The following is a 13,362-nucleotide window of genomic DNA, read 5'->3' on the forward strand; positions in this document are numbered from 1 at the left end:
TGTTTCATATTTGTTAACTAGATGGAACAAGCTGTTTTCTTAGGTGTCGGACAGTTGGCAAAATGAGGATATAAACACAGAACTCTTTTATTAACTTTGAAAAAGTTGGTAGAAGAGTTTTTTTATAGAATACTTTCTTAAATAAACAGTTACTTGGTGAAAAAGTTATGCTTTTTTACTAAAAGCATTAAAGAAAATCATATATTTTAAAACTTGAAAGCTCAACGTATTTTCCATTCATATAACAACTCAAAGTGAGTTAGTATTTAACTTTGCCGAAATAGTAATACTTTCTATAAACCTTCGATCACTTTGACAAAAAGAGAGCATAGATTAAATTCTTATTCATCCACATTGATAACCTTAAGGTGCATCCCAGAAAACATGTCTAAATAAAAGTTACTGAATTTAGTCAGAGATTTTGGGATACGATGAATTTTCCTTAAGGAGTCAATGTAGAATGAAGAAGGATGATTCTAGGAATGCTTTTTCAAAGGTCATGTGATTTCATCCTATCAACTGACTCTTGGTTAACAAATATACAAATGTGTTCTATGCAACCATACATATAGGAAAACGATAGCCAAACTACAGTTTCGGTCAATCATTTAGCGAGTTACATATTTTTATTAGAGATTCGAGATTAATTAATTGTATTAATGTATAATTATAGTTAAGTTGTAAAAATGATTTGGTTGATTCCCTTGATCATAAAAACAAAAAGGAGTGTGTTTTGTGGATTTTCTATTTACTTTATTTGCTTTTATTTTCGTCGCAGTTATCTTATATCATATTGTCGAATTCTTAAAGGATCAATCTACGCCAGAAGTGGCAGTACTTGCCACGCTAGTAGACAAACGAATGACTAGTAGCACGAATATTGCTGCAAACGGCTTTACGAATCAATCCATTACCTATTATCTTTTATTTGAAATCGCAAGTGGCGAAAGATTAGAATTTAAAGTAGGGTATGGAAAATACAAATTATACGTCATCGGAGATAATGGAGTGTTGAGGTATCAAAGAAAAAGGTTTAATTCACTTGATAGGTAAAAAATTTGTATGTATATAGTATGTGTTTATTCGTTTTCAATTTAAAAAAAAGTTGAACAGTCAATTAAAAAACTCCTATTCAAGTGTCTTATCATTTGAAATGATTTGAATTGTACGCTTTCGATGGAAAACGCAAGTATTATCGAGTAACACTTGAGAATTTCTACTTATGAGGTCGCATAAATAAAACCAAAACCGAAGGAAATTTCCTGCGACGAATGGCTTAATTTAGTTTACCCATCCGTTTTATTGGCGGAAGTGATGAGCTACAGATAGTTTTTAAATACTCATAAATAGAATAGATTGCTTCACCAAAACCTCGTGACTCATTGTTACGAGGTTTTTTGTTTTTTACGTGACTTCAGAAATAATTGCAAAAAGGAAAAATCGTTCTTGGTTTTTCACAAACATTTTCTCTTTCAAGTAACAAATATGGAACTTGAAATACTAAAAGTGTTACTTGTGAGGTACATCCGACGCACCTTACAATGAACATGTAAAATAAGAAAGAATGAATGGAGTTGAACGTTTGTGAAAAAAATGAAGGCTGCGTTGATGTATGGACCAGGAGATATTCGCTATGAACAAGTAGAGCGACCCTGCTGTCCAGAAGGAGGTTTTCTATTGAAGGTTAAGGCAGTTGGTCTGTGCGGATCTGATATTCGCAATTTGCTGACTGATTCAAAAGCGGGGCGCTACCCTCATATTTATGGACACGAAATCGTTGGTGAGATCGTCGAAATTGATGAAAATGTGACGAAGTATCAAAGAGGGCAGATGGTTTATGTATACCCTATGGCTCATTGCCTACGTTGCGAAAATTGTCGTAATGGGAAGCACGAATGTTGTACGGAAGCTGAAAGTTACACCGATCTTCAAGGCGGTTTTGCAGAGTATATAGCATATAGTGCTACAAGAGTAGAACGAGGAGCGATTTTTGAAGTGCCAGAAGGACGAGAGCCTATCGCGGCAACATTAGCTGAACCCTTATCCTCCACTTATGCATGCATGGAGAATATTCAGGTTTCGTTAGGTGATTCGGTCGTCATTATTGGTGCAGGTCCAATTGGGGTCTTTTTAGCGATTCTAGCAAGGATTCGTGGAGCAAGCAAGGTGATCGTGATTGATAAAAATGCTGACAGACTAGCTCTTATGGAAGCGTTTGATGTAGATCATAGGATCGATTCTTCAAAAGAAAATCCTGTTGAAAAGGTGAAAGAGTATACGAATGGACATGGCGCACATAAAGTGATTTCAGCCAATCCATCAATAGAAGCACAGCAACAAAGTATTTTTATGGCTAGAAAATGTGGGACTGTCGTCTTTTTTGGTGGTGTAGCAAAGAATCAACTAACGCCTATAGATACGAATGCAGTTCATTATAACAATCTCTGGATTTATGGTCATTATGGTGCAAATAGTATTCAAGTCGAAAAAGCTTTCCATTTATCCTTATCAGATCAGTTGCCTGCTGAAAAAATTATCTCTCATGTGTTGCCTTTAACTGACATCAATCAGGCCATCGAATTGACAAGAGAAGGGAAGGCGTTAAAAGTCGTTTTACTACCAGAAGAAGAGTATAAAATTCATTCTATATTGAAATCTCAAAAATAGAGTAAGGAAAGGAGGAGAAAGAAAATGAATAAAAAAATTGAGATCTATATTGCCTGTGGTAGTGGGATCGCCACGTCCACAGTTGTTCAAGAGAAAGTCAAACAAATCTTGGCTCAGAGCAACATTCAGGCTTCCATCACCAAAGGGAATATTAGTCAAATTCCCTCAAAAGCAGAAACGGTGGATTTAATCTTGGTGACTACTCGATATGTCAAGCCAGTAAAAGTACCGATTCTTCCTGTTTTCAGTTTGATCTCTGGAATCAACGAAGAGCAGACCGCGCAGAAAATCGTTGAAGAGTGCCATCGAATTATTAAAGGGGGATAAAAATGGAAGCTGTATTATCAGTTATTCAGAACATCATGGATATGGGGGCATCGGTTATGCTACCCGTTGTCATTTTTATTTTGAGCTGTGTCTTTAGGATGAAAATTGGCAAAGCGCTAAAAACAGGGCTTTTAGTCGGCATCGGCTTTCAAGGGTTGGGACTTGTTGTAGGACTCCTTGGTACTTCCTTGCAACCAGCCATCGATTATTATCAGGAAATGGGATCAGGATATACCACGATGGATGTTGGCTGGGCTGCTGTTGGAGCGGCTTCGTGGTCAGTACCTTTTGCAGCGATTGCTATTTTGATGATCGTGGGGTTGAATGTATTGTTTATTCTTTTGAAATGGACAACGGTCATGAATGTCGACATTTGGAACTATATTCATTTTTTGATTCCTGGAGCATTAGCGTATGCCTTGTTTGATAGTTTTTGGCTAGGTTTGACTGTTACGGTTGGCTTATCAATTGTCACTTTATTCGTGGCTCAGTGGTTTGCTCCTAGATGGGAGGCGTATTACGGACTGGAAGGCACGACTTGTACGACATTTTCATTTATTACATTCGCTTATCCTTTTGGACTATTAGTAAATAAACTGATCGATCTGATTCCTGGTCTTAACAAAATCGATATCAGTTTGGAAAAAGTGGAAAGTAAAATTGGTTTTTTTGGAGATCCAGCAGTTATCGGTTTGTTGGTGGGAACTTTTCTAGGCGTATTGACACGCCAAGAATTTACGGTAGCGATTTCTATGGGGGTTGGAGTTTCGGCGGTGCTAGTACTGATACCCAAAATGGTCTCTGTTATGATGGAAGGCTTGACTGCGATCGGAGAAGCTGCCAAAGAATTTATGAAGAAACATATTGGCGAAGGGAAAAAATTATATATCGGAATGGACATTGCTCTTGGTCTTGGAGATCCGACAGCGATCACAACGACAGTGATTCTGATTCCGATAGCAATATTCTTAGCATTTATTATCCCTGGTATGCATTATTTTCCAGTAGGTGTTTTAACAGTAATCGTATATATGATTCCACTGCTAGCATTAGCATCAAATGGCAATCTTTTTCGAACACTCGTCACTGGCTTTTTCTTCTTAGTCATCGTTCTAATTGGAACAAACACCTTTGCACCTGAAGCAACCGAAATGATGAATGCGACCGGTGTGCCTGTGGAAGGTGTTGTGACAGATAGTTTCTGGGGCTACAATTTAGCAAATATTATAATCAGCTTATTTCATCGAATCGTTGGGTAATTGACCGAATGAATAAACGAATTATTGACAAAATAAATGGCTTAGTGGGAGAGAAATAGTGTATGAAATTTAAAGCAATCGAATTGAATGAGCGCTCAAATATAGAAGTGATTAAACAATGCGGACTTGAGCTGCTTAACGAAGGGATCGTCGGGAATAGTTTTATTGAGTCTTGTATCGAACGCGAACATCATTTTCCTACTGGTTTGCCAGTTGACCCGCCAGTTGCGATTCCGCATACCTTTGATCCCTCTGTGAAAGAATCTTCTGTTTGTTATGCAAGACTAAAAAAGCCTGTGACTTTTAAACAGATGGATACTCAAGTAGACGACTTAGCAGTCGAACATGTATTTTGCATGGCACTAAAAGATGAGCATACCTATATTGATTTTCTTCAAAAATTGATTTTAAGCATCCAGTCTCAAAATTTTATTGTTCAATTAAGCAAGTGTGAACCTGAAAACCTTGTTGATTTTTTAAGAGAGAATTTGTCTATTCATTAAGGAGGAGTGCTGTGAGGAAAATTACTGCTGAAATCATCTATCTCCTACTATATAACAAAATAACGAAAATTAGATTGGAGCAACTTTATAAAAACTTGAATCTCTCGCCAAAGAAATTCACGAGTGAAATCAAAGTCATGAACTCGTTTCTAAATACTCACGATATGCCGCAAGTGAAAATTGAAAGCGGATACTTACGGGTTCCTGATGAACTAGATTTGTCAGAAGCTTATCAGCTTGTTTTAGAATTGTCCCCTTACGACTATTCCTTGAATCCTGATGAAAGACGCACATTACTTCTGATCAATTTATTGATAACAGAAGATGTTCTTACGATGGATCATTTTGCTGATTTGTTTTACGTCAGTCGATTAACAATCATCCGCGATATCAATACGTTGAAAAAACAAGAAGTGATCATGAGTAAATATATCGAAACGCTTAGGGGTGAAGGGGTTATCCTTAAGATGAATCAATCGGAGAAAAGAGAGTATTTGTTTACATTGTTTTTAGAAAATATAGACGCAAAAGGATACATCAATTATGTCGGAATGCAAATCCTTCGGGCATTTGACGGGTCAATGGAGTATTTAGACTTTTTGGGATTCATTTTTAACGAGTTAAAGTATGCAGAAAAGTATCAGCAGTTTGATCTTTTCGTCTATATTTTTATCGTTATCAATATGCCTCGCAAAGAACAAGGTGAATCTCCCAAATTTGTCGTTATGTCGGAAAACCTGAGCATACTCATCGATCAAATTGAAAAAAGATTTGATCGAACGATCTCTTTCGAAGACAAACAGGCAATAGCAGAATTTTGTCATTTGAAAAAGCGAAAAAATGCGAAGGATGCTGAATTGTATAATTTGGTCATCTATTTTCTGAATAAAATTGATGAAGATTTAAGGACGACTCTAAAGTACGAATTTGACTTAATTTCTGATCTATACAATCACTTACAAATTATTGAAGAAGAGAACATTATTTTGGATATTGAAAATATCGGTCTTTTGCGGCATCAGTTTATGGATATTATCGTAGCTGTAAGGGCTAATAGTGGTGTCAGTGAAAACTACCTGTCCCGATCCTTCAATGAATCATTTATTACTACGATCGCTATTCATATCGCAACTGCCTTAACCCGACAAGAATATAAGATGAGCAAAATCGATATCTGGATCGTGTGTGAAAATTTATCGATAGCGAAAATGATTGCTATGAAAATTAGTCGATACAAGCAGTTCAAAATTATGGATGTGCTAACATTTGGTACTTATCGTAAGATGTGCTTCCGTCAAAAAGCCAATCGTTTAATCTTAACTGCTGATTCTTTGCCTTTTTTGGAAGAGGATGTTTTAAGAATAACACCTTTTGTGACCCAAGAAGATATCCAAAAAATAGTAAAGATGGTTGACCGTTTGTTTACGATTAATGAAGAAGAGACTGAAGAAAAATTTGTTCAATTTGTCCAACAACCACAAAGGAGATTGCATGATTACTTGTTAAATTCGCATGTTATCAGAATCGACCAAAAATGTTCTTGGGAGCGTTCTTTACGCTTAGCAGGGGAAGTATTGACACAAAATGAGTGTATCGAGCAGAGCTATGTAGAAGAAGTCGTTGAAAACGTGAAACAAAATGGACCTTATATCGTAATAAGTGAAGGTGTTGCTTTAGCTCATGCGAACAATCGGGGAAATGTCCACCGTAGCACGATTAGCCTTTTGACGAATAAACAAAAAATCTCTTACGGATCTGAGGATTATTTTCAAGTGACTTATGTTTTCTTCGTCGCTCTTGTAAGAAGTGAAGAATACTTAGAAATTGTTGAAGATATAATGTTTCTTGGGAAATATGGATTAATTGAAAAATATTTACGTTTTAGACAGGAGGAAGCCGATGGATTATTTAGAAGAACGGAAATTCATATGTAAGATCGCCAAATCTTTATTTGACAGGAAGCTAACGGATGCTGCTGGTGGCAATATCTCTATAAAAGTTTCAGAAGATCATTTCTTGATGACGCCTACTTTGGCATCTGTTCAGTATCTTTGGGAATTAGAGGCAGCGCAAATTATTTTGGTAGATAAGAAACTATCCCTCATCGAAGGTACTGGTCGCTTGACCAGGGAAATCAATATGCATATGAGTTTTTATCACTCAGATCCACGGATAAAAGCAGTGATTCATGCTCATCCATTAAATTTGATGGTTTACAGTTGTATAGGGACTGATATGCCCATCGTCTGTGAAAACCTTCGTTTCGGACCGGATGCGATCCGTTGTTTGGATTATGCACCTGCAACAACTGAAAAGTTAGCAAACTTTGTTGGTGACTACTCTCAAAACATGGTGACAAATAAAGAAAGACTACCATATGGAATGTTACTGCGAGAACATGGGGTAATTGTTGGAGCCACTAATTTGGCTTTTGCAAATGATTATCTGTAGAGACTAGAAACAAATGCTTATGTGCATTTACATTCGCAAGCGCTTCTCCAGCAGGGCTATGAATATTATACTGATAAAACAAACGTTACCTATGAATCCCATGAATGAAGATTGGAGGAGAGTAGATGAGGGCTGGTTTCTTAATTGGACTGAATGAATTTGAGATTCGAGAAATGGATGTTCCACAATGCCATCAGAATGAAGTGATTGTAAAAGTTGAAGCTTCAGGAATCTGTGGGTCAGATATCCACAAAATGAGTAAAGGTTGGAAATACCAGTTACCTATGATCATGGGGCACGAGATGGCTGGGACTATTGTAAAAGTTGGTCGTTCTGTTCATCATTTAAAAAAAGACGATCGAGTTGCTGTTGTCCCATTTATTCCTTGTCATAACTGTGCATATTGTGCTATCGGGAAGTATCAATTATGCACGGACTATATCATGATGGGCTCGCAACGGTTTGGAGGATTTGCTGAATACGTCTCCGTGCCAGCGAGCAATATCGTGAAAATAGGAACTAAGTTGACGTTTGAAGAAGCGTCCATGATTGAGCCTCTTGCTGTCTCAGCGCATGGTGTTTATGGAATCGAACCTAGAGTGGGCGATGTCGTTGCCGTTTTTGGGTTAGGAACGATTGGGTTGCTGACGATCCAATGGTTAAAAATTGCGGGTGTGAAAACGATCATTGGCATTGATATTCAATCAGAGAAACTGGAACAAGCATTAGATTTAGGTGTCACCGATACGATCGATCCTAGTGTTCAAGACCTTGAAAAAGAGATTTCTCGGATAACGGATGGTTTAGGCGTAGATATTGCAATGGAATGTGCAGGTACTAAAATAACTGAAGAACAATGTCTCTTAGTGACAAAAAAAGGCGGGAAAATTGGATTTCAAGGGATCGCTTATTCTGATGTTTTGATTAAGCAACGGGCATTTGAAAAAATCTTTCGCAGTGAATTAACCATTAAGGGTTTTTGGAATAGCTATTCTGCACCTTTCCCAGGTAAAGAATGGTTTGATTCGATCACCTTTTTAGAAAGCGGACGCTTAAGTGTCAGTCATATGATTTCCCATCGCTTTCCGTTAGAGGATCTTCAAAGAGCATTTGATTTAGCGGTAAATAGAAGTGAAAGCTTTAATAAAATCATGATCATGCTCTAAAAAACCAACATATGATTACAGAACAAACAGATTGTTTTCAAAAACCATATTTATTCAGCAAGCTTTAATAAGCTGTATGGATATGGTTTTTTTATTTGCTACAGTGATTAAAGAGGTTGCTCCTTCTAAAACCTGTCCCACTCAAAGACACCGTTGCATTTTCAGAAATGAAACGGTAAACTAGTTGAAAAGATTGGAGGAATGAATCAATGTTAGCTACGAATTTTGGGAAATATACATACGAAAATCCGTTTATGAACGCCTCAGGAGTCCATTGTATGACGATCGAGGAATTAGATGAATTAGCGGTATCAGCAGCTGGATCATTTGTCACAAAGAGTGCAACGCTAGAAGCACGTGCCGGAAATCCAGAACCACGTTATACCGATTTACCGTTAGGAAGCATCAATTCGATGGGATTACCAAATCTAGGGGTGGACTACTACTTAGATTATGCCATCAAAAAACAGCAGGAAATGAATCAGCAAGCGCCTTTCTTTTTCTCTGTCGCTGGTATGAGCATGGCTGAAAACATTGAGTTATTGAAGAAGATCCAAGAAAGTGATTTTGAAGGAATCACTGAGTTGAATCTTTCTTGTCCAAACGTGCCAGGAAAACCACAAGTTGCCTATGATTTTCCTTTGACCGATCAAATTCTTGAAACAGTCTTTGGTTTTTTCACAAAACCTTTAGGTGTCAAATTGCCGCCATACTTTGATTTGGCTCACTTTGATGAGATGGCTAAGATATTAAACAAGTATCCGTTAACCTACATCAATTCAATCAATAGTATTGGGAATGCTTTATTCATCGATCCTGCTACTGACTCGGTAGTTATCAAACCAAAAGGTGGTTTTGGTGGTCTCGGAGGCGAATATGTGAAACCAACGGCATTAGCCAATGTGCGGGCTTTCTATACACGTCTCAAGCCAGAAATCAAAATTATTGGTACAGGTGGGATTCGTAATGGTCAAGACGCGTATGAGCATTTGTTGTGTGGTGCCTCTATGTTGCAGATCGGCACAGAGTTGCAAAAAGAAGGGCCGGCGATCTTTGAACGATTGACGAAAGAATTAGAAACGATCATGAAAGAAAAAGGATATCAATCAATCAGTGAATTTCAAGGCAAACTAAAAACGATTGATTAAAACGACTTTCTATCATCCTCTGTTTCTTTTTATAGAAGAAAGTCATAGAAGAAAGGTGGGGTTAAATGGAGAAATTTCGTAAAACAACTGAGGGCGATTTAACGGAGTTAATGGCGCTGATTGAGGAAGGAATTGCTTTTTTAAAAGCTCAAGGATCACCACAATGGCAAAATGGCTATGGCCCAAAAGAAACTCAAATCAAAGAAGATATTGCAAAAGGCGAAAGCTATGTGTTAGTGAAAGATGGGAAAATCTCAGCGTCTGCGGCACTGGTTTCTGGTGATGATCCTGTCTACAACGCAATTACCGGCGCAGGGTGGGATGGGAACGGTCCGTATCTATCCATTCATCGCGTCGTTGTCAGTTCTCATTTTAAAGGGCAAAAGTTAAGTGCCAAATTGCTGCAAGCTCTTGAAGTGGTTGCATTAGAGCAAGGAATCGTTGATATGCGTATCGATACGTATAAAGCCAATATTGGGATGCAAAAGAATATCCAAGCAGCTGGCTATCAATATAAAGGAGAGGTAACATTTCCTTTTCCGAATGGAGAGCGATTGGCTTTTCAAAAACGTTTGATCACAAACTAAACATTCTTTTTCCATTCTTGTCACTTGGCTGAAAGAATGGAAAAGTTGTGTCAAAGTGAATTTTTGGTATGAAAATGCGGATAATGGTTGTCAGAATCCTTTCGGCTTGCTAAGATAAGCACGTAAAGGACGGTGCCAAATGAAGAAAAGAATCAAAAAGAAAAAAGCTTATAAAAAATACATCCATGATATTTTTGCAGGGTATGAAGAAATGCTTGAAAATCCAGCGATCGATGAGAAGAAGTTCTCTTATTTGAAAGAAGAAACAACCTTAAAACGAGACGATCAAAATCAAATCCGTTTCCGTACGATCGATATTGATTAAACTACCTTTTGGTAGTTTTTTTCTTTATTTTTGTTAATTGGAAAAATTTCAGAAAAAAAGCTTGCTCTTTCATTCATAGAATGATAAAGTATTCAACGTTGGCAATTGAGCCAGCGGGTCAAAACAACAGTTGAAAAAACTTCAAAAAAAGACTTGACCAAAAATAAAACAGATGATATTATAACGAAGTCGCAATAATAAAACAGTTAATCAATGTTGATACATCAACAAAATTCATTGAAAAAAGTTGTTGACAAATAACAAATCATTTGTTATTCTAATTAAGTCGCTGAGACAGCCGCTACGAAGTTGAAAAACAACGAGCGAAAAAAACTTTTAAAAAAGAGTTGACAATCGAATGTCGCTCTGATATGATATAAAAGTTGCTAACACAGCATGGTAGACCTTTGAAAACTGAACAAAGCAAGCAAACGAACCAATGTGTAGGACGTTTCAATTTATTGAAACAAATACATGCAAGCAATAGCTAGCAAAGTTAATTTTTATGAGCTTAATGACCGTATGGTCATTCAAACAAATCATTATGAGAGTTTGATCCTGGCTCAGGACGAACGCTGGCGGCGTGCCTAATACATGCAAGTCGAACGCTTTTTCTTTCACCGGAGCTTGCTCCACTGAAAGAAAAAGAGTGGCGAACGGGTGAGTAACACGTGGGTAACCTGCCCATCAGAAGGGGATAACACTTGGAAACAGGTGCTAATACCGTATAACACTATTTTCCGCATGGAAGAAAGTTGAAAGGCGCTTTTGCGTCACTGATGGATGGACCCGCGGTGCATTAGCTAGTTGGTGAGGTAACGGCTCACCAAGGCAACGATGCATAGCCGACCTGAGAGGGTGATCGGCCACACTGGGACTGAGACACGGCCCAGACTCCTACGGGAGGCAGCAGTAGGGAATCTTCGGCAATGGACGAAAGTCTGACCGAGCAACGCCGCGTGAGTGAAGAAGGTTTTCGGATCGTAAAACTCTGTTGTTAGAGAAGAACAAGGATGAGAGTAAAATGTTCATCCCTTGACGGTATCTAACCAGAAAGCCACGGCTAACTACGTGCCAGCAGCCGCGGTAATACGTAGGTGGCAAGCGTTGTCCGGATTTATTGGGCGTAAAGCGAGCGCAGGCGGTTTCTTAAGTCTGATGTGAAAGCCCCCGGCTCAACCGGGGAGGGTCATTGGAAACTGGGAGACTTGAGTGCAGAAGAGGAGAGTGGAATTCCATGTGTAGCGGTGAAATGCGTAGATATATGGAGGAACACCAGTGGCGAAGGCGGCTCTCTGGTCTGTAACTGACGCTGAGGCTCGAAAGCGTGGGGAGCGAACAGGATTAGATACCCTGGTAGTCCACGCCGTAAACGATGAGTGCTAAGTGTTGGAGGGTTTCCGCCCTTCAGTGCTGCAGCAAACGCATTAAGCACTCCGCCTGGGGAGTACGACCGCAAGGTTGAAACTCAAAGGAATTGACGGGGGCCCGCACAAGCGGTGGAGCATGTGGTTTAATTCGAAGCAACGCGAAGAACCTTACCAGGTCTTGACATCCTTTGACCACTCTAGAGATAGAGCTTCCCCTTCGGGGGCAAAGTGACAGGTGGTGCATGGTTGTCGTCAGCTCGTGTCGTGAGATGTTGGGTTAAGTCCCGCAACGAGCGCAACCCTTATTGTTAGTTGCCATCATTTAGTTGGGCACTCTAGCGAGACTGCCGGTGACAAACCGGAGGAAGGTGGGGATGACGTCAAATCATCATGCCCCTTATGACCTGGGCTACACACGTGCTACAATGGGAAGTACAACGAGTTGCGAAGTCGCGAGGCTAAGCTAATCTCTTAAAGCTTCTCTCAGTTCGGATTGTAGGCTGCAACTCGCCTACATGAAGCCGGAATCGCTAGTAATCGCGGATCAGCACGCCGCGGTGAATACGTTCCCGGGCCTTGTACACACCGCCCGTCACACCACGAGAGTTTGTAACACCCGAAGTCGGTGAGGTAACCTTTTTGGAGCCAGCCGCCTAAGGTGGGATAGATGATTGGGGTGAAGTCGTAACAAGGTAGCCGTATCGGAAGGTGCGGCTGGATCACCTCCTTTCTAAGGAATATTTCGGAAGACTACACATCGTTTGCCTTTGTTCAGTTTTGAGAGGTTTACTCTCAAACAAAATTTGTTCATTGAAAACTGGATATCGAAGAAATAATCAAAACAAGTAACACACACCGAGTTGAAATGTTAAAAGAGTTTTTTAATAAGTTCAACGCTTATTTTCTTGAGCAACCTTCTATCGCTAGAAGAAGTACTCAAAACCGACCGTAAGGTCAAAGGTTAAGTGAATAAGGGCGCACGGTGGATGCCTTGGCACTAGGAGCCGATGAAGGACGGGACTAACACCGATATGCTTTGGGGAGCTGTAAGTAAGCTATGATCCAGAGATTTCCGAATGGGGGAACCCAGCATCTTTTATAGGATGTTACGTCTGCGTGAATACATAGCGCAGTCGAGGTAGACGCAGAGAACTGAAACATCTAAGTACCTGCAGGAAGAGAAAGAAAATTCGATTCCCTGAGTAGCGGCGAGCGAAACGGGAAAAGCCCAAACCAACAAGCTTGCTTGTTGGGGTTGTAGGACTCCGATATGGTAGTCTATTCAGATAGTCGAAATACTTGGAAAAGTATGTCAAAGAGGGTAAAAACCCCGTAGGCGAAATTTGGATAACACCTAGGAGGATCCTGAGTACGGCGGAACACGAGGAATTCCGTCGGAATCCGGGAGGACCATCTCCCAAGGCTAAATACTCCCTAGTGACCGATAGTGAACCAGTACCGTGAGGGAAAGGTGAAAAGCACCCCGGAAGGGGAGTGAAATAGATCCTGAAACCGTGTGCCTACAACAAGTTAGAGCCCGTTAATGGGTGATAGCGTGC

General features: G+C 39.5%; 11 protein-coding genes and 2 rRNA genes (1 of these 13 cut by a window edge). All 13 read left to right on the forward strand.

Going from position 1 to position 13,362, the window contains the following annotated elements; all coding sequences use genetic code 11:
- The first annotated feature begins 735 nt into the window (after nucleotides 1–735).
- Nucleotides 736–1,053: a DUF2500 domain-containing protein gene (locus IGJ15_RS07120; RefSeq protein ID WP_081117258.1), complete on the forward strand. Its 318-nt coding sequence runs from the start codon at nucleotides 736–738 to the stop codon at nucleotides 1,051–1,053.
- A gap of 540 nt (nucleotides 1,054–1,593) precedes the next feature.
- Nucleotides 1,594–2,667: an alcohol dehydrogenase catalytic domain-containing protein gene (locus IGJ15_RS07125; protein WP_430599459.1), complete on the forward strand. Its 1,074-nt coding sequence runs from the start codon at nucleotides 1,594–1,596 to the stop codon at nucleotides 2,665–2,667.
- Between the two features lie 24 nt (nucleotides 2,668–2,691).
- Nucleotides 2,692–2,994, forward strand: a complete 303-nt coding sequence (locus IGJ15_RS07130) for a PTS sugar transporter subunit IIB (protein ID WP_015509814.1) — start codon at nucleotides 2,692–2,694, stop codon at nucleotides 2,992–2,994.
- A gap of 2 nt (nucleotides 2,995–2,996) precedes the next feature.
- Nucleotides 2,997–4,253, forward strand: coding sequence for a PTS transporter subunit IIC (locus tag IGJ15_RS07135; protein WP_005236230.1), 1,257 nt, complete (start codon nucleotides 2,997–2,999; stop codon nucleotides 4,251–4,253).
- Between the two features lie 62 nt (nucleotides 4,254–4,315).
- Complete coding sequence (locus tag IGJ15_RS07140) at nucleotides 4,316–4,756, forward strand: PTS sugar transporter subunit IIA (RefSeq protein ID WP_081117255.1); 441 nt, start codon at nucleotides 4,316–4,318, stop codon at nucleotides 4,754–4,756.
- A gap of 164 nt (nucleotides 4,757–4,920) precedes the next feature.
- A complete protein-coding gene (locus tag IGJ15_RS07145) occupies nucleotides 4,921–6,690 on the forward strand; it encodes a PTS sugar transporter subunit IIA (RefSeq protein ID WP_430599460.1) in 1,770 nt (589 codons plus the stop codon).
- Nucleotides 6,656–7,207, forward strand: coding sequence for a class II aldolase/adducin family protein (locus IGJ15_RS07150; protein WP_333719207.1), 552 nt, complete (start codon nucleotides 6,656–6,658; stop codon nucleotides 7,205–7,207). The genes IGJ15_RS07145 and IGJ15_RS07150 overlap by 35 nt, the downstream gene beginning before the upstream one ends.
- Before the next feature lie 125 nt (nucleotides 7,208–7,332).
- On the forward strand, nucleotides 7,333–8,373 hold the full coding sequence (locus IGJ15_RS07155; protein WP_333719206.1) for a galactitol-1-phosphate 5-dehydrogenase: 1,041 nt from the start codon (nucleotides 7,333–7,335) through the stop codon (nucleotides 8,371–8,373).
- A gap of 209 nt (nucleotides 8,374–8,582) precedes the next feature.
- Entirely contained in the window at nucleotides 8,583–9,521 is a 939-nt protein-coding gene (locus IGJ15_RS07160) for a dihydroorotate oxidase (protein WP_333719205.1), read from the forward strand.
- 65 nt (nucleotides 9,522–9,586) lie between these two features.
- On the forward strand, nucleotides 9,587–10,108 hold the full coding sequence (locus IGJ15_RS07165; RefSeq protein WP_430599408.1) for a GNAT family N-acetyltransferase: 522 nt from the start codon (nucleotides 9,587–9,589) through the stop codon (nucleotides 10,106–10,108).
- Between the two features lie 139 nt (nucleotides 10,109–10,247).
- Nucleotides 10,248–10,433 carry a hypothetical protein gene (locus IGJ15_RS07170; protein ID WP_005230211.1) on the forward strand — a complete coding sequence of 62 codons (186 nt, stop codon included), beginning with the start codon at nucleotides 10,248–10,250 and terminating at the stop codon, nucleotides 10,431–10,433.
- 540 nt (nucleotides 10,434–10,973) lie between these two features.
- Nucleotides 10,974–12,533 (forward strand): 16S ribosomal RNA (locus tag IGJ15_RS07175).
- A gap of 229 nt (nucleotides 12,534–12,762) precedes the next feature.
- Nucleotides 12,763–13,362, forward strand: a 23S ribosomal RNA gene (locus tag IGJ15_RS07180) (it continues 2,315 nt past the right edge of the window).
- The 16S and 23S rRNA genes sit together here, the layout of an rRNA operon.

Origin of the sequence: Enterococcus sp. AZ079 (assembly GCF_050547255.1) — a bacterium.
Lineage (GTDB): Bacteria > Bacillota > Bacilli > Lactobacillales > Enterococcaceae > Enterococcus_D > Enterococcus_D casseliflavus.